The 16,807-nt window shown below is 41.0% G+C and carries 16 protein-coding genes and 1 pseudogene; 4 read left to right on the forward strand and 13 right to left on the reverse strand.

Going from position 1 to position 16,807, the window contains the following annotated elements:
• Window positions 1–194: 194 nt before the first annotated feature.
• From CVS95_RS09885 to gap, 6 genes and pseudogenes are all read right to left on the reverse strand, one after another.
• Complete coding sequence (locus CVS95_RS09885; RefSeq protein WP_258033372.1) at window positions 195–404, reverse strand: DUF2625 family protein; 210 nt, start codon at window positions 402–404, stop codon at window positions 195–197.
• Between the two features lie 26 nt (window positions 405–430).
• A pseudogene (locus CVS95_RS09895) lies at window positions 431–777 on the reverse strand (DUF2625 family protein).
• A gap of 158 nt (window positions 778–935) precedes the next feature.
• Window positions 936–1,754 (reverse strand): enoyl-ACP reductase FabI, encoded by an 819-nt coding sequence (gene fabI / locus CVS95_RS06180; RefSeq protein ID WP_107695958.1) that lies wholly within the window; start codon window positions 1,752–1,754, stop codon window positions 936–938.
• A gap of 421 nt (window positions 1,755–2,175) precedes the next feature.
• Complete coding sequence (locus CVS95_RS06185) at window positions 2,176–2,856, reverse strand: triose-phosphate isomerase (protein ID WP_107695959.1); 681 nt, start codon at window positions 2,854–2,856, stop codon at window positions 2,176–2,178.
• Complete coding sequence (locus CVS95_RS06190) at window positions 2,853–4,055, reverse strand: phosphoglycerate kinase (RefSeq protein WP_107695960.1); 1,203 nt, start codon at window positions 4,053–4,055, stop codon at window positions 2,853–2,855. Before CVS95_RS06190 ends, CVS95_RS06185 begins: the two co-directional genes overlap by 4 nt.
• A 15-nt stretch (window positions 4,056–4,070) precedes the next feature.
• The gene (gene gap / locus CVS95_RS06195) at window positions 4,071–5,069 is read right to left on the reverse strand and encodes a type I glyceraldehyde-3-phosphate dehydrogenase (protein ID WP_107695961.1); all 999 of its coding nucleotides are present in this window, start codon (window positions 5,067–5,069) and stop codon (window positions 4,071–4,073) included.
• 79 nt (window positions 5,070–5,148) lie between these two features.
• Here gap and nadD point away from each other — a divergent pair, with 79 nt between their 5' ends.
• Window positions 5,149–6,030 carry a nicotinate (nicotinamide) nucleotide adenylyltransferase gene (nadD, locus tag CVS95_RS06200; protein WP_107695962.1) on the forward strand — a complete coding sequence of 294 codons (882 nt, stop codon included), beginning with the start codon at window positions 5,149–5,151 and terminating at the stop codon, window positions 6,028–6,030.
• Here the strand turns inward: nadD and CVS95_RS06205 are convergent.
• Window positions 6,014–6,997, reverse strand: coding sequence for a YeiH family protein (locus tag CVS95_RS06205; protein ID WP_107695963.1), 984 nt, complete (start codon window positions 6,995–6,997; stop codon window positions 6,014–6,016). The genes nadD and CVS95_RS06205 overlap by 17 nt on opposite strands.
• A 103-nt stretch (window positions 6,998–7,100) precedes the next feature.
• On the opposite strand from CVS95_RS06205, the gene CVS95_RS06210 reads away from it, so the two are divergent.
• Complete coding sequence (locus tag CVS95_RS06210; RefSeq protein WP_107695964.1) at window positions 7,101–8,036, forward strand: sugar transferase; 936 nt, start codon at window positions 7,101–7,103, stop codon at window positions 8,034–8,036.
• Between the two features lie 90 nt (window positions 8,037–8,126).
• Here CVS95_RS06210 and argS read toward each other — a convergent pair whose 3' ends face one another.
• The 6 genes from argS to gpmI are packed head-to-tail and all read right to left on the reverse strand — an operon-like array spanning window position 8,127 to window position 14,333.
• Window positions 8,127–9,710: an arginine--tRNA ligase gene (gene argS / locus CVS95_RS06215; protein ID WP_107695965.1), complete on the reverse strand. Its 1,584-nt coding sequence runs from the start codon at window positions 9,708–9,710 to the stop codon at window positions 8,127–8,129.
• Window positions 9,711–9,719: 9 nt separating this feature from the next.
• A complete protein-coding gene (tatA, locus tag CVS95_RS06220) occupies window positions 9,720–9,941 on the reverse strand; it encodes a twin-arginine translocase TatA/TatE family subunit (RefSeq protein ID WP_021091616.1) in 222 nt (73 codons plus the stop codon).
• 50 nt (window positions 9,942–9,991) lie between these two features.
• On the reverse strand, window positions 9,992–10,603 hold the full coding sequence (gene gmk / locus CVS95_RS06225) for a guanylate kinase (RefSeq protein ID WP_107695966.1): 612 nt from the start codon (window positions 10,601–10,603) through the stop codon (window positions 9,992–9,994).
• Complete coding sequence (locus tag CVS95_RS06230) at window positions 10,604–12,046, reverse strand: Highly acidic protein (protein ID WP_107695967.1); 1,443 nt, start codon at window positions 12,044–12,046, stop codon at window positions 10,604–10,606.
• 57 nt (window positions 12,047–12,103) lie between these two features.
• Window positions 12,104–12,865, reverse strand: a complete 762-nt coding sequence (gene fliR, locus CVS95_RS06235; protein ID WP_107695968.1) for a flagellar biosynthetic protein FliR — start codon at window positions 12,863–12,865, stop codon at window positions 12,104–12,106.
• A 4-nt stretch (window positions 12,866–12,869) separates the two neighbouring features.
• Entirely contained in the window at window positions 12,870–14,333 is a 1,464-nt protein-coding gene (gpmI, locus tag CVS95_RS06240; RefSeq protein WP_107695969.1) for a 2,3-bisphosphoglycerate-independent phosphoglycerate mutase, read from the reverse strand.
• Between the two features lie 79 nt (window positions 14,334–14,412).
• Between gpmI and mraY the strand changes: the two genes are divergently transcribed.
• Together mraY and murD are read left to right on the forward strand one after the other, a co-directional pair.
• Window positions 14,413–15,477 carry a phospho-N-acetylmuramoyl-pentapeptide-transferase gene (gene mraY / locus CVS95_RS06245; RefSeq protein ID WP_107695970.1) on the forward strand — a complete coding sequence of 355 codons (1,065 nt, stop codon included), beginning with the start codon at window positions 14,413–14,415 and terminating at the stop codon, window positions 15,475–15,477.
• Window positions 15,478–15,485: 8 nt separating this feature from the next.
• A complete protein-coding gene (gene murD, locus CVS95_RS06250; protein ID WP_107695971.1) occupies window positions 15,486–16,703 on the forward strand; it encodes a UDP-N-acetylmuramoyl-L-alanine--D-glutamate ligase in 1,218 nt (405 codons plus the stop codon).
• Window positions 16,704–16,807: the final 104 nt, after the last annotated feature.

A 16,807-nucleotide genomic window follows, 5' to 3' on the forward strand; every position in this document is an offset into this window, starting at 1 on the left:
TATACTCTCTCACGTATTATATCGGGTGTGTGTGCTTGTATACATAGGGTACCACATAACAATACACGAGAGGGGTCGGCGGGAGGGTAAGATGTGAATAAGAGAAAGGTCTTAGATAGACTATGAAGAAATTTTAAAATTTAAATAAGATAGAGCAAAACTCTTGGATCTAATAGAAGTATCATACAAATTTATTAGACGCTCTTGAAGGCAAAATTGAAATATTCATTCATGCAAATACTATCTTTTTTCATATCTTTTAGTCTTAGACTTATGTTGGTGTCTTGCCAAAGTATCGGCGGTAGCACAAATATCATCCTATCAAGGCTAAAATTTCTTACATCCTCAGTCCAGCCATCCCAGCGATAAAGCTCGTAAAATTTAGATATATTGCCACAAGGCACCCAGTAAAAAACTACGAGTAGTCAAGCTACGTATTCTCCCATTTGCCGCTATCTGGCACGCAGTAAAAGACATTGCCGGCTTTGCCACCAAAGGCACCGCCGTTTATCGCGAAAATTTTACATAAAACATCGTTTGCCATGAGCAAATAGCTGGACGTTTGTCTACCTCGCTAAAGCTTTTGTCAAGGTTAAAGCTATAAATTCCACACTTCATCTGCTCACATACTGAGCCAAGTAGGTGCAACCAACCACTATCTATCACTATGCCACCGCACCCATAAACAAGCGCTTTCATCGGTGAATAAGTAGTTACCTGAAGTCCTAAAAGCTCGCTTTGCACTATGCTTTCATCACGCAGTAAAATTGCACCCATTTTTAGCTTATTTAGCTGTTCTTCGACCAAGCTCCCAAGCCCGGCTTATTTGTAACTATAAGCCCGTCTAAAGCTCTCATTTTCTATCCTTACAATAAATTTGGTGAAATTTTAAAGAAGATTTTGGCGAGTCGCCCCGCCAAATTTGTATTAGTAGATTATTTTACGTCCCAAGCTAGGATCGTGTTACCCTCGGTGTCGGTAGCCACGTCGCCCATACCCATGATGTTATAGCCGCAGTCTACGTAATGAACCTCGCCTGTTACGCCGCTAGCTAGGTCGCTAAGCAGATACATAGCGCTGTTGCCGACGTCTTCTGTGGTGACGTTGCGTTTTAGCGGGCTATTTACTTCGTTGTAGCGTAAAATCATCCTAAAATCGCCTATTCCACTTGCGGCAAGCGTTTTAATTGGGCCTGCGCTGATCGCATTTACGCGAATATTTTTAGCGCCAAGGTCGTGTGCTAGGTAGCGAACTGAGCTTTCAAGTGCCGCTTTGGCAACGCCCATTACGTTGTAGTGTGGCACAAATTTTGGTCCGCCAAGGTATGTAAGAGTTAGCACCGAACCGCCCTCTTTTAGCACCGGTAGGACCGCACGAGTAAGGCTTAGTAACGAATACACGCTCGTGCCCATCGCAATGTCAAAGGCTTCTTTAGTCGTGTTTACGAACTCGCCTTCAAGTGCTTCTTTGGGCGCATAGGCCACTGCGTGCACAACAAAATCGATCTCACCAAGGTCTGCTTTGATGCGATCCGCAAGACCGTCAAGATGAGCAGGATTGTTTACGTCAAGCTCATAGACGAATTTACTCCCAAACTCCTCTGCGATCGGCTCTACACGTTTTTTAAGAGCGTCATTTAGATATGTAAACGCCATTTGCGCACCTTGATCGTGACAAGCTTTTGCGATGCCGTAAGCTATTGACTTGGCGTTAGCGACGCCGACGATGAGGCCCTTTTTGCCTTTTAGTATCATTTGTTCTCCTTTTTATTAAAGCTACTTAACTTTTTCTGCTTCACAAGCTTACAGCTGCAAGCAGAGTTATCTTTCGTTAAAATTTTAAAAGCAATACTCAAAAAATATATGCCTACTCTGCTTATTTTTTAAATCCTACCTTAACTAAGCGAAAAATCCTTCGCAATTTGACTTAAAATTCTATAAATTAAAATTCGCGAAATCTCGCGAAAACGCCAAATTTGAAACTAAATTTGACAGCGGCAGTATCGCGAAGCTAGACTAGGCGACTTACAATTTTACAATCCAAATTTAATTTTTGAATATAAATCGACAAGCGGAAATATCGCTAGGCGGATTTAAATGTTTCGCAGTAAATTTCGTCCCAAGACTAGGCATTTAGCCTGTCGCAGGGCGAAATTTACAAAATCATTTAAAGACGTCAGCGAGATGACGCGCTAATAAGTTCCAAGAAACCAGAGGCGTCCCAGCTGGCCGTTCCTACTAATACTCCATCACAGCTTGCAATTCCCGCTATCCCGCCGATATTTGCGACGTTTACGCTGCCGCCGTAAAGTAGCGGCGCGCTCGTCTTCTCGCGGATGAAATTTAAAATCTCCTCTATCTGCTCTGCGCTCGCGCTCTTGCCCGTGCCTATCGCCCAAATTGGCTCGTAGGCGATCAGCAGCCGCTCGTAGCCAAGGTCGATATTTTTTAGCTGTTCGGCCAAAAACTCCTTCGTGCCGCCAGCTTCGTTCACGCTCAAATTTTCGCCGATGCAGTAGATGATCTGCCAGCCCACCTCTGCGGCGAAGTCAAATTTAGCGCGCAAGAACTCCTCGCTCTCGCCCAGCTCGCGTCGTTCGGAGTGTCCGATCAACACGCTTTTTACGCCAAACTCGTCCAGCATCGCCTTGCCGATCTCCCCGGTGTGAGCGCCGCTTTCGCACGGGTAGAAATTTTGCGCGCCGAGTTTAAATTTATGAGCCGCAAGATCAAGCGCGCTAAACGGAGGAAAAACCGTCACGTTGTCGTTTGTGCTTAAATTTGCGTCTAAAATTTGAGCATATTTAGCAAAGCTAGCTCTCGTGTGATTGCACTTTAAATTTGCTAAAAACCTCACTCCGCAGCCTTTCTAAGCGGTTTTATGCCCGGTAGCTCTTTGCCTTCTATTAGCTCCAGACTAGCGCCGCCTCCAGTCGAGATAAAGGTCATCTCGTCGGCATCTCCCGCACGCTCTACTACGTCGGCCGTATCGCCGCCGCCCACGACCGTAGTCGCGTGAGTGTCGATGATGGCGTGGCTCATTTTGATGCTGCCTTTGCTAAATTTATCCATCTCAAAAACGCCCATCGGCCCATTCCACCAGATGGTTTGTGCATCGGCGATGACCTCTTTAAAGAGCCTAATGGACGCCGGTCCGATATCTAGCCCCATCCAGCCGCTTGGGATCTCTTGCGCGGGGACGAATTTCACGGCGCTTTCTGCTGAAAAAGTCTGAGCTGCGACGACGTCTACTGGCAGGTAAATTTTAACGCCAAGCTCCCTGCCCTTGCGTAAAATTTCTCGCGCATCCTCGATGAGGTCTTCTTCGAGTAGCGAATTTCCGATATTTTCGCCGAGCGATTTTAAAAACGTAAACGCCATACCGCCGCCGATTATCAGCTTATCCACGCGCGGAAGCAGGTTGTGTAGGGCTTGTAGCTTGCCGCTTACCTTACTGCCGCCAACGACCGCCACAAACGGGCGCGCAGGGTGTTTGATGAGATTTTGAGCAAAATTTATCTCTTTTTGTAGCAAAAATCCCGCCGCTTTGTGCTTCTTGTCGTAAAATTTAGTGATCGCCTCGACCGAGCTATGCGCCCTGTGGCAGACGCCAAACGCGTCGTTTATGTAAAATTCGCCGTATTTAGCTAGCTCAGCGGCTAACGCCTCGTCGTTTTTGGTCTCGCCCTTTTCGAAGCGTAAATTTTCAAGAAGCAAAATTTCGCCAGGTTTTAGCGCGGCGGCTTTAGCTTTGGCGTCCGCGCCGATGACGTCCTCGGCAAAAATCACGTCTCTATCAAGTAGCCTCGAAAGCCTCTTTGCCACGCCTCGCAGCGAAAATTTCTCCTCAAAGCCGTTTTTAGGGCGTCCTAGGTGGCTAGCCAAAACCACGCTGCAACCGTTATCTAGGCAGTAGCGGATAGTAGGGATCGCCGAGCGGATACGGCGGTCGTCGGTGATGTTTAAAAACTCATCCATCGGCACGTTAAAATCGCACCTAACAAATACTTTTGCGCCGCCAAGTTCAAGATCGTTGATCGATAAAATTTCACTCATTTTTCACCCTTTAATTTACTTAGTAGCCACGATCTTAGCTAGGTCCACAAGCCTTGTCGAGTAGCCCCACTCGTTGTCGTACCACGCAAAGACCTTCACCATATCGCCCGCTATGACCTGCGTAGTATCGCTCGCTACGATGCTGCTGTATGTGCTCGTGCAAAAGTCGCTGCTAACCCTATAATCGTCATCGACGAATAAAATTCCACTTAAATTCGACTCAGCAGCCGCTCTAAACGCCTCGTTTATCTCCTCTTTGCTAGCAGGTCTTTTTAAAACCGCCGTTAGATCGACCATAGAAACGTTAGCGACCGGCACGCGCACGCTTTGTCCGTGCATCTTGCCGTTTAGCTCTGGAAGTACTTTTGCGATCGCTTTTGCGGCTCCGGTAGTCGTCGGCCCGATATTTAGGGCCGCAGCGCGCGAGCGGCGGAAGTCTTTGGCCTTTACGTCTACTAGGCTCTGTCCGTTTGTATAGGCGTGGATCGTGGTCATCAGCCCTTTTACGATGCCAAATTTATCGTTTAGCACCTTTGCGACGGGAGCTAGGCCGTTTGTGGTGCAGCTTGCGTTTGAAACGATCGCTTCGCCTGCATATTTATCGTCATTTACGCCGACTACGAACGTCGCCGTATCGTCTTTTGCCGGAGCGCTCATGACGACTTTTTTGATGCCGCGAGCTAGATAGGGCTCGCATTTTTCGGTAGTCAAAAACTTGCCCGTACACTCCAAAACCACGTCTGCGCCGTAGTCTGCGTAGCCCAGCTCGTTTAGATCTCTTGTTGAAAAAACTCTTATCTTTTTACCATTTACTTCTATAAATTCGTCGTTTATCACCTTAACGTCTTGTTTAAATTCGCCGTGTACGCTGTCGTATTTGAGCAAATACCTCGTCATATCCCTTGTTGCGGTGTCGTTGATAGCGACAAGCTCAACGTCATCTCGCTCTAAAATAATACGAGCAGCGCACCTGCCGATACGCCCGAAGCCGTTTATTGCTACTTTAACTGACATCTTAGCTCCTTTTGATATAATTACGCCTAATTCTACAAAAAAGAATTTTAAAACAAATATAAACAAGGCACTTTAATAGATGAAGTTAGCACTTTTTGGCGGGAGCTTTGATCCGGTTCATTTAGGACACGATAGCATTGTGAAAATGGCACTAAGTGGCCTTGATATCGACAAGCTCATCATCATGCCAACTTTTATAAGCCCCTTTAAGAGTGAATTTTCAGCTCCGCCAGAGCTTCGCCTAAAGTGGATAAGAGAAATTTGGGGCGGCCTAGAGAAGGTCGAGATCTCAGACTATGAGATAAATTTAGCTCGCCCAGTGCCTACCATAGAGACGGTTAAGTATTTGTATGAGAAATTCAAGATAGAAAAATTTTATCTCATAATAGGCGCAGACCACCTAGCCACACTTGATAAATGGCATGGCTACGAGGAGCTAAAAAGCTTAGTGCAGTTTGTGATCGCCAAGCGCAATCACATAGAAATTCCACGTAATTTACAAAAAATGGACGTGCACGTGGATGTTAGCTCGTCACAGATCAGGCACCAAAAGGGGCTTGATGAGCTGCCTAGTAAGATAAAAGATGAAATTATAAATTTTTACCAAGGATTAAAGATGCAAGAGAGATCGATGCAAGAGCGCACCGAAAGTATAGTTAAGGTTTTAGATGCAAAAAAGGCTGAAGAGATACAAGTGTTTGATATGAGCGGGGATGATTATTTCGTAAAAGCCGTAATTATCGCTACAACGCTTGGCGAGAGGCACGCTTACTCACTGAGCGAGGATCTAAAAGAGGAGCTTAAACCTCTTGGAGAGAAATTTATAGGCACGGAGAGCTCGCCTGATTGGATCGTGATGGACCTTGGCGACATTTTGATACACCTTTTAAGCCCAGCCTACAGAGCAAAATACAACATCGAAGAGTTTTTGCAAAAACTAAAAACTAACAAAGAGTCTTAACAAAGACAAGCGATGAGCAAATAAGCCATAAAAATATAAAAAATGCTAGCAAAAATGGCTTTTTGCCCGTCGCTTTAAAAATGCTTCTATCTATCCCAAATCCTAAAGCACACATCGCGACGCAAAGGCAGATACTAGCGGCTAGCTTTAAAATTTGCACCAAATTTTCAGGAAAAAATGGCAAAGATCTAACGCAGATCGCCACTAAGAAAAATAGCGCAAACCAAGGTATGCTCTTTAGCTTTGAGCCACCGCTATTTTGGCTTAAATTTAAGAAATTTAGCAAAAACAAAAAAGGTACTAGCATGATTACGCGAAGCATTTTTATGATGACGGCGGTGCTGCTTGCTGTGCCGTCAAATGCTGCTGAGGCTGCCACTACATGAGCTACTTCGTGAAGTGAGCCGCCGATAAAAAAGCCAGTTTGTTGCGGCGTGAGAGCTAGAAAATTGGCGATAAATGGATAGATAAGCATACCAATCGTCCCAAAAAGTACCACCGTACAAATGGCGATAGCAAGCTTGTTTGCGTCTGCTTTTATCTCATTTTGAGTAGCCATAACAGCAGCTGCACCGCATATACTTGCCCCTGAGCCAATGAGCACAGCGCTATCCTTGCTAAGCCCCAAGGCTTTGGCGGTAAAAAGCGCAAAGCAAAAGGTCGCAAAAACCATAAAAGCTGCGTATATAACGCCAAGAGTGCCGACACTTGTGATCTCGCCAAGACTTATGTTAAAGCCAAAAAGTATGATACCAAGCCTTAAAATTTGCTTCCCAGCGATCGCTACGACGCCACTACTTTTTAAAATTTGAGTCTGTTTGGTAAAAAGATTTGCAAAAATGGCGCCTAAAATGATAGAGATGATGAGCGGGCTGGTGTGAAATTTAGCTAAAAGTGTGTTTGAGAGTGCAAAAGAAATGATGCATATGAGCGCTAGAATAAGCACAGCAAGAAATTTATGAGACATATTTTAACCTTAATCTATTTTTTAAAAATGCAATTAGCACGTTTGGGTATAATTAGACGAATTTTATAATGCAAATTTAAAATAAAGATAAAGGGATAGGACTATGATCATCCTTGGCGAAAAATATGCTTTTACCGGCCTAGAACTAGAAAAGCTTAGAAAGAAATTTGGTCAAGTAAATTTTTTATCCCATGAAAATAGTGACGCAAAAGCCTTGCGAAGCGCACTAGAAAATCTCATAAAATCAGGCGATCAAAGGCTAATCGTGCTAAATACCGCAAAGCCAGTTGATGGCAAACTGGTGAGATTTCTCACGCTTTTGCAGTTTAAAACGAAGTATAAAAAGATAAAATTTCTAAACGTAGAGAATTTTTTAGAAATTTATCTGCACAAATGTTATATCCCAGAAAATGGCGAAAACCTTAATTTTTTAGATGAGATAAGGCCTTATGGTGCCTTTGATTACGCACTCAAGCGAATGATCGATTATGCTGGCTGCTTGATACTTTTTATCTTGCTTTTTGGTCTAAAATTTTATGTAAAGAGAAAGATAGATGAGCAATCACCTGGAAGCCTTTACTTTTTACAAAGTAGAGTTGGGCTAGATAACAAGGAATTTGAGTGTATTAAATTTCGCTCGATGATGGAAGATGCCGAGAAAGATGGGGCAAAATTTGCTAGCGAAAATGACGAGAGAGTATTTGAGTTTGGAGAATTTATGAGAAAAACTCGTGTAGACGAGGTGCCGCAATGTATAAATGTCTTTCGAGGACAAATGCATCTAATAGGGCCAAGGCCTGAGCGAAGACACTGGATAAATTTCTTTGAAAAAGAGATACCATACTACAACGAACGTCATATCGTTCGCCCTGGGATTACCGGCTGGGCACAGGTAAACTACCCTTATGGCTCAAATACACACGACGCCAAACAAAAACTAATGTATGATCTTTACTACATCAAACACTGGTCACTTTGGCTGGAGATAAAGATCATAGTAAAAACTATTGCGATTGTATTTGAGAAAAAAGGCGTTTAAATTCTCAAGAGCATCATGAGTTTGAGATATTTTAAATAAACCTTTTTTCAAATTTAATTTTGTTGCTTTTAGCCAAAATAAATGTAAATTCTACATCCTATCTTTAGCTGTAATTCCCATTATATTAAATGCTGTTTTTATCGAGATAGCAACAACTGCAAAGACTTTTAGTAAGCTATCTTCGTTTTCATTTCCAACCACACGGTTTTCGTTATAAAATTTATGAAAACTAGCAGCTAGTGACTTCAAATAGTCTGGGATCTTTTGAAGCTGTCTTGAGATAAAAGCATCCTCTAAAATTTCGGGTAAGATTAGCGCCTCAAAAAGTAAATTTTTAGCATTTTCATCTAGGCATTCAAAATTTGCATTTATCACGTCACAAACGTTTTTCCCAGCCTTTGCGAAGACTTGATTTATCCTAGCATGAGCGTAGTTTATATAAAAGATAGGGTTTGAGCTATCCTCTTTTTTAAGCTCATCCACGTCAAATTCCAAACTACTCGTATTTGCTTTGCTTATAAAGATAAATCTAAGCGCCTCAGCACCGATCTCGCTTGCGATATCACTCATTAGCACGGCATTACCAGCGCGCTTGCTCATCTTGTATGGCTTGCCCTCTTTTAGCAGGCTAACCATCTGCATAAGTATCACTTCAAGCTTGTTTTCATCGTATCCAAGAAAATTTATCGCAGCCTTAAGCCTTGCGATATATCCGTGGTGATCCGCGCCCCAAATGTTTATGTAGTGGTCAAAATTTCTCTCAAATTTAGCATTATGATAGATAATGTCACCAGCTAGATATGTTGGTCTGCCGTCATTTCTAACCACAACCCTATCGTTATCATCGCCAAGCGTAGTCGAAGCGATATAAGTAGCGCCCTCTTTTTCATACATTTGATTTGAACGTTTTAGCTTGTTTATAGTTGGCTCTAGGCCGTCATAAAGAGCCTTTTCACTAGCCCAGCTCTCTATAAATATCCCAACGTCAGCTAAATCTTTTTTAATGATCTCAAGCACGATATCCTTGCCAAACTCGGCAAGTTCGAGGTTTCTACTCTCATCATAAAAAATTTCCTTGCCAAATTTCTCATTTGCAAGCTTGGCAATATCTAAAATATAATCCCCGCGGTAGTATTTCTCTGGATAGACGACGCTTTCGTTAAAAAGCTGCTCTTTTGCCGCAAGCGATATCGAAGTGCCAAGTAGGTCGATTTGATTACCAGCATCGTTTATATAGTATTCTGTTGAGATAGCGTAGCCAAGTCTTTTACCAAGTCTTGCCAAAGTATCACCGTAAACTGTGCCTCTAACATGCCCGATGTGAAGCGGTCCAGTTGGGTTTGCGCTGATGTATTCTATTAAATAGCTATCTTTTTTCACATCTTCTTTTGCAAAATTTTCGCTGTCTAGCAAAATTTGCTTTGAAATTTCATCTAAAAACTTGCTTTTTAGCTTGAAATTTAAGTAGCCATTTACTGCACTAGCTTCAACTATTTTGCTATCACTAAATTTATCGGCAAACTCGCTAGCTATCATGGCTGGCGACTTTCTTAGCTCCTTTGCGAGGCTAAAAAGTGGCGTTGCATAGTGGGCTAAATTTTTATCCTTTGGCTTTTCAAGCACAAATTCACGTTCTAAAACCTTTGAAATTTCAGCTTTTATTTTATTTTTCAACTCTAAAACCTATGCGTTTTTAGTTGTTTCTTCTATTTTTTGACTATCGGCATTCTCTTCTTTATGCTCGACTTTCTCACTTTTTTCAGGTGTTGTATCCTCCATCTCAGCTTTAAAAGTCTTTATGCCTTTGCCTAGTCCTTTTGCAAGTTCTGGGATCTTCTTTGCTCCAAAAAGTAAAACAATAATCGCTAAAACAACTAGCCAGTGACCAATACTAAAAGAACCCATTTTTTCTCCTCAATAAATTTTTCAAAATGTTATCATAAATTCCTGAATTTCTAGCAATCTATCCACTCATCAATAACGCGTCTTAAGTCTATTTTCGCGCTTTTTAACCTCATCGCTCTAAGAATTGATTTTAATCCTTTATAACTCTTTTCAATGTCATCATTTACCAAAAAATAATCATATTCTAAGATGTGCTCCATCTCACCAACTGCGTTCATCAGGCGATTTTCTATCGTTTCGTCGCTATCAGTTCCGCGGTTTTTCAAGCGTTTTTTAAGCTCTTTTTTATTTGCGGTCGTGATGAAAACTGAGGTTATGTAACTTTTAAATTTTTCAAGTGCGATGTGAAAGCCTTGCACATCAATGTCAAATATAACTATCTTTCCAGCCTCAAGCGCTGCTAAAACAGGCTTTAGACTCGTTCCATAATAGTTTTTATGTACCTGCGCCCATTCTAAAAATTCGCCCTTTTCTATACCTCTTTTAAACTCATCTTCTTTTATAAAATAGTAATCCACCCCATCGACTTCGCCTTCTCTTTTTGCCCTAGTTGTGCTTGAAATAGAAAAATAAAGATCCTTCTCTTCCTTTAAAAGACGGCCCAAAAGCGTACTTTTTCCACTTCCACTAGGCCCAGAAACTACTAAAATTTGTCCTTGCAACTACTTTTCCTCAAAACTTATATTTATCTTTATGTTCATATCTTTTAGCACATCTCTTAGCGAGCTTTCGTTTAACGACTCATGGACGTGTTTTGTGATCTTTTTGGTTAGCTCTTCTTTATAGTCAGCATCAATTTTTGTTTCATCGCATGAGCTAGTTTGTGGCGCATTATTTAATCCAAATGCTGCTTGCATCGTATTTTCATCTATTTCCTCAATAGACGCTACATCAAAATTTAGGCTACCCAACGTCTCTTCTTTAAAATTTTCTTCCTCAAACACCTCATCTACCATGCCTAGGTCTTCTTGAGCAAGGACTTCTTCAGAAATTTCTTCATGATCTTCTTTAGCTAGCTCTTTTTCAAGATCTATATCTTCGTCTAAAGAAATCTCCTCTGCTTCTTTAGTAGATTCTCTATCTATATCTTCCTCTAAATTTTGACTAGCTTCATCTATTAAATTTGCCTCGCTGCTTTCAGACTCAAAATTTTCATCACTATCAAAATCAGCCTCTAGCTCATCAAAATTTTCACCATCTTCGCTGGCTTCTTCGTTTAGCTCTTTATCCAAAGACTCGATCTCGCTGAGCTCTTTTTTACTTTGGCTTATATCATCTACAAAGTCTTCATTAAGCTCGGTAGTTTCTAAATTTTGAGAATTTTGCTCGACCATTTTATCAAGCTCGTTTTTCGCCTCTTCATCTGCCAAGTCGCTCTCGCCCATATCATCTATCTCATCCACAAGCGAACTAAGCTCATCAAAGTCATCGCTATGCTCTTCTTTTGTCATAGATGGCTCATTATTTTGCTCTAAGGATTTATCTACATCTTCTGAATCAGCCATATACTTGCTAGCTATGTCATTTATAATATCATCATCTATGAGTTCAGTGTCTGTTTCATCAAAACTGATATCTTTATCCTTTAAATCCTCAGCCTCTAGTTCACTTAGCTCCTCTTTTAAAAACTCGTCATCTAAAGCCTCATTATCAAATTTATCTGCCTTATCATCTTCTTTTACTAAATTTTCAAGCCCCATGTCAATTTCTGGAAGTTCAAAATTTTCTAAATCATCAAAGTTTTTATTGCTTTCGTCAAAGTCATTAAAATTTGCAGGCTCATCTAATCCAAGCTCAAGTTCTTTATCGTTGTCAGTATCTCTGTTTTGTTCAAATAAACTAATAAATTCTGTTGGTAAAAAGGGCTTTTCAAGCATAACATCAGCAAAATCAGGCTTTTCACCGCCCCTAGGAGCTAGATACATTATCTTTTGATTTAAATTAACATCGCTACTATCCATATCACTATCGATGATAATATAATCAAATTGATCTCCAACACTATTAATATCGTCAAATTCGCTATATTCTATGCCTAGCTTATTTAAACTTAACGTTATAAGGCGAGAAACTGCTGGGTTTTTGTTTACAAGTGCAACTTTCATGATCCCTCCTTGAAGAGCTTGAGGCTGTATTCTATGATAAAATTCATTGCTATTTACTTAAAAAAATAGTGTTGGCATATCGTTTAAAATCTGCACCATCATATCAGTTATGATTTTTATAATGCCGGTTAAAATAGCTATCAAAACCGAAAAGCCAATGCTCACTTTAATAGGATAGCCAACAACTAATAGGTTAAATTGTGGCATAGTTTTCATAAGCATGCCAAAAATAGCATCTGAGAGTATAGAAAGTGCGATGATAGGAAAAGCCAGAACAAATCCAAACATAAAAAGATTGCCGAAGAGCTTTAGGGCGTAGCTCATCACACCACTTCTTGGATAAAAATCTCCAAGCGGTATAGCAGAAAGTGAAGTGGAATAAAACTGTAATATCAAATGGTGCCCGTCAAGCATCAAAAATGCAAGAAGCGCGATGAAATTTAGAATATTTGCAATTACTGGCGAATTTGTACCAGTTTGTGGATCAAGCACTGAAGCCATCGAAAACCCCATGATCATAGAGATCTGCTCACCAGCCATTTGAAGTATGGCAAAAACAATATTTAGCAAAAGCCCAGCACAAAGTCCAAGCATGGCCTCACTTAAAATTTCCATAATCAAAAAATTTATAGCATGCTCATGAGCGTGTGAGAGCGGAAAAAGTACAACACAAAGGGCAAAAACTAGTAAAGTTTTTACGCTAAGCGGGATTTGATTGTGAGAAAAGAATGGAAAAAATACGATAAGCCCACTAAGACGTGCAAAAAGGAGCATAAAGGTTATGACTTTATCCGCTCCAAAAAACTCGACTAGCTCCATTATTTTATATTAACGCCTCGTCCATCTCAGCTGGAATTTCAAGTCCCATAATCTTTAAAACACTAGGAGCGATATTATTTAGACCGCCGTTTTTTACTTTTTTTACGCCATCAGCCATCACAAAACAAAAGACATCATAAGTCGTGTGGTTTGTCAGTAGCTCGCCACTACTATCGCGCATCTCTTCGCAGTTTCCATGATCGCTCGTGATGATCATCGCGTAGTTTTTCTCTTTTGCTTTAGTGTAAATTTCTCCAAGAGCCCTATCTACTGCCTCTACTGCTTTGATTGCGGCCTCATAATTTCCAGTGTGCCCTACCATATCGCCATTTGCGAAATTTACCACGATGAAGTCTTGCTCATCATCCATACCCTTTATCACGGCTTTACAAACTTCTGCTGCACTCATCTCTGGCTTTTCGTCGTAGGTCTTTACCTTTGGGCTAGGGATGAGCACTCTCGTTTCGTTGCTGGCTAGCTCCTCAACGCCACCATTAAAGAAAAATGTTACGTGGGCGTATTTTTCAGTTTCAGCCGTGTGAAGCTGCCTTAGCCCAGCCGCTGCTATGACCTCGCTTAGGGTATTTTTTATCTTTTCATTTTTAAATAGCACTTCAAATTTAAAATTTGCGTCGTATTCGGTCATGGTGATAAGATTTTTGATAGCAAAAGGTCGCTCAAACTCGCTAAATTTCTCCTCGCCTAGAGCCTGGCAAATTTCTCTAGCTCTATCATTTCTAAAATTTATTACGATCACGCCGTCATCTTCGCCTATGCCTTTAAAGCCATTAAAGCTTGCTGGCTTTACAAACTCATCAGTCACGCCCTCATCGTAGCTTTTTTGTAGATACTCGCTTGGCGACAAACTGCTTAAATTTGCTCCCTCCACTAAGCTATCATAGGCCTCTTTTACGCGCTCCCAGCGTTTATCTCTATCCATCGCGTAAAATCTTCCACAAACCGTCGCTACCTTAAATTTAGTCTCCAAGTTTTTTATGAAATTTAGACCGCTGTTTGGGCTAACGTCGCGTCCATCGGTGATAGCATGGGCAAAAACTTCGCAGCCATTTTTGCTAGCAAGCTCGCACATGCCATCAAAATGTTCCATGTGAGAGTGCACTCCGCCGTCGCTATAAAGCCCTATGACGTGAATTTTTTTGCACTTTTTAAAAAGAGCTTTTAGGGCTTCATTTTCTGCTATCGAGCCATCAGCGAAGCTGCGTGAAATTTTGACCAAATTTTGATACAAAACTCGCCCACTTCCTATACACATATGCCCTACTTCGCTGTTTCCCATCTGCCCTTCAGGTAGTCCCACAGCGTTTCCAGAGGTTTTTATGAGCGAGTTTGGAATTTCTTTAAAAAATTTCTCGTAATTTGGCTTTTTAGCCGCCTCAAATGCGTTAAATTTACCGCTTTTATTAAATCCAATACCATCAGTTATTATTAAAATAGTTTTTTGACTCATTTTGAAAATTTATCCTTAATTTTAGATAATTTTTAAGGCCATTATACTAAAATTGCTTTTTTTAAAAATAAAGGCTCTCATGTTTTACTATATCTATGAAATTTTAAATTTTAATATCTTTCAATACATCACCGTCCGTGCTGGTATCGCTTTTTTCATCGCTTTTGCACTCACAGCTTATTTGATGCCTAAATTTATCACTTGGGCAAAGGCAAAAAACGCTGCCCAGCCTATCTACGAGCTTGCCCCGCAAACTCACCAAAAAAAGGCCAAAACACCGACCATGGGCGGACTTGTCTTTGTCTTCACAGCCGTACTTTCCACGGTAATTTGTGCAAGGCTTGATAACGCATTTGTCTTAACATCTCTCTTTTGCCTAGTTTGCTTTACACTGCTTGGCCACAAGGACGATTACAGTAAAATTTTAGGAGCAAAAAATCACGCCGGCCTAAGCCCAAAAGCAAAGCTTTTTTTTCAGTTTTTAATAGCCTTTGTAATTTCTGTTTTTTTATATGCAAGTCACGAGCTTAGCACCGAGTTTTATCTACCTTTTTTTAAGCAACCTATTTTAGATTTAAAAATTTTTGCCATTTTCTTTTGGACACTGGTCATAGTCGCTGCTTCAAATTCGGTAAATTTAACAGACGGGCTTGACGGGCTAGCTACCGTGCCATCTATATTTTCGCTTCTGACACTTGGCGTTTTTGCTTATATCTGCGGACACGCGGTCTTTAGCTCATATTTACTCTTGCCAAAGATCATAGGTGTTGGTGAAAGCGTTGTTGTCTCTTCAGCCCTAATTGGTTCATTGATGGGCTTTTTATGGTTTAACTGCCATCCAGCTGAAGTCTTTATGGGCGATAGCGGTAGCTTAAGTGTTGGAGCATATATCGGTTTTATGGGTGTTGCTACCAAAAACGAAATCTTACTCATCATCATCGGACTCATATTTGTCGTTGAGACCCTAAGCGTCATCTTGCAAGTGGGAAGCTTTAAAATTTTCAAACGTAGAATTTTTCTCATGGCGCCTATACATCACCATTTTGAGATAAAAGGCTGGGCGGAAAATAAGATCATCGTTCGCTTTTGGATCATCGCACTTTTAGCAAACCTAATCGCACTAACTGCGCTAAAGATCAGATAAGGAAAGTCATGAAAAAATCGCTATTTGGCTACGGTGGCACGATAAAGGCGATCGCAAAGAATTTCACAAAAGACGACCTTTGGGATATCTATGATGATAAATTTAGTGAAATTTCAAAAGATGAGTTTGGCAATGCTCTTTTGCCAGTTAGCGAATTTGACCCAGCAAAAAGCAGCCTAGAGATACCAAGTCCAGGCATCCCGCCTCATCACGAGCTTATTAAAAAAGCTAAGAATTTAGTTAGCGAGTATGACTATTTTTATGAAATTTATAAAGAAAATCTGCCATTTAATATCTGGATAAGTGGCACAAACGGCAAGACTACGACCACAAAGATGACGCAGCATCTACTAGAGAGCAAGGGCTCAGTCATGGGCGGTAACGTCGGCATTGCGCTAGCAAATTTAGACTCAAACGCTAAAATTTGGATACTTGAGACTAGCTCATTTACCCTGCACTACACAAACCGCGCTACACCTGGCATCTACGTGCTTTTGCCGATCACTCCAGATCATTTAAGCTGGCATGGAGACATGAGCGAATACGAAAAGGCTAAGCTAAAGCCACTTGCTAGCATGAGCGAAAGTAGCGTAGCGATCGTGCCTGAAATTTACGCCAACACGCCAACAAGGGCAAAAGTGATCGCATATAAAGACGAAAATGACTTAGCTAAATTTTGTGGCGTAAGCGTAGATGATATAAAATTCAAAACGCCATTTTTGCTTGATGCACTGCTAGCACTAGCGGTGGAGAAAATTTTATTTGACCGCTGCGATGTCGCGCTTTTAAATACCTTCGTCATCGAGGCAAACAAGCTTGAAGAATTTAGCGACAAAAATGGCAGAACCTGGGTCAATGACACAAAAGCGACTAACATAGATGCGAGCATACAAGCCGTAAAACGCTACAAAGATCATTTCATACATCTAATACTTGGTGGCGATGATAAGGGTGTTGATATGACGCCACTTTTTGAAGACTTAAAGAGCTTAAGAGTAAAAATTTACGCCATTGGCTCAAATAGTGACAAACTCATGAAATTAGCGACTAAATTTGGCATACCGGCTTTGAAATGCGATTTTTTACAAAATGCTGTCAATGAGATAAATAAAGAGCTAAAGACCAGCGAGATAGCGCTTCTAAGCCCGGCAGCTGCGAGTCTTGATCAGTTTAGGAGTTATGCCGAGCGAGGCGATAAATTTAAAGAGTTTATAAAGGCACTTTAAAATTTACAAGCCATTTTAAGTAGTCTAACCAAAAACAAAAATATGCAAATTTATTTTTTTGACATAAATTTTTACTATAAAGTTTTATTGTTGAATACTTTTTA

Source organism: Campylobacter concisus, assembly GCF_003048905.1.
Lineage (GTDB): Bacteria > Campylobacterota > Campylobacteria > Campylobacterales > Campylobacteraceae > Campylobacter_A > Campylobacter_A concisus_V.

What these genes read in the sequence shown, in the direction of transcription:
- CVS95_RS06205 (WP_107695963.1), bottom strand. Translation starts at nt 6,997, where the DNA reads ATGTCTCATAAATTTCTTGCTGTGCTTATTCTAGCGCTCATATGCATC.
- nadD (WP_107695962.1), top strand. Translation starts at nt 5,149, where the DNA reads ATGAAGTTAGCACTTTTTGGCGGGAGCTTTGATCCGGTTCATTTAGGA.
- CVS95_RS06190 (WP_107695960.1), bottom strand. Translation starts at nt 4,055, where the DNA reads ATGAGTGAAATTTTATCGATCAACGATCTTGAACTTGGCGGCGCAAAA.
- gpmI (WP_107695969.1), bottom strand. Translation starts at nt 14,333, where the DNA reads ATGAGTCAAAAAACTATTTTAATAATAACTGATGGTATTGGATTTAAT.
- gap (WP_107695961.1), bottom strand. Translation starts at nt 5,069, where the DNA reads ATGTCAGTTAAAGTAGCAATAAACGGCTTCGGGCGTATCGGCAGGTGC.
- CVS95_RS06230 (WP_107695967.1), bottom strand. Translation starts at nt 12,046, where the DNA reads ATGAAAGTTGCACTTGTAAACAAAAACCCAGCAGTTTCTCGCCTTATA.
- fabI (WP_107695958.1), bottom strand. Translation starts at nt 1,754, where the DNA reads ATGATACTAAAAGGCAAAAAGGGCCTCATCGTCGGCGTCGCTAACGCC.
- CVS95_RS06210 (WP_107695964.1), top strand. Translation starts at nt 7,101, where the DNA reads ATGATCATCCTTGGCGAAAAATATGCTTTTACCGGCCTAGAACTAGAA.
- fliR (WP_107695968.1), bottom strand. Translation starts at nt 12,865, where the DNA reads ATGGAGCTAGTCGAGTTTTTTGGAGCGGATAAAGTCATAACCTTTATG.
- murD (WP_107695971.1), top strand. Translation starts at nt 15,486, where the DNA reads ATGAAAAAATCGCTATTTGGCTACGGTGGCACGATAAAGGCGATCGCA.
- mraY (WP_107695970.1), top strand. Translation starts at nt 14,413, where the DNA reads ATGTTTTACTATATCTATGAAATTTTAAATTTTAATATCTTTCAATAC.
- tatA (WP_021091616.1), bottom strand. Translation starts at nt 9,941, where the DNA reads ATGGGTTCTTTTAGTATTGGTCACTGGCTAGTTGTTTTAGCGATTATT.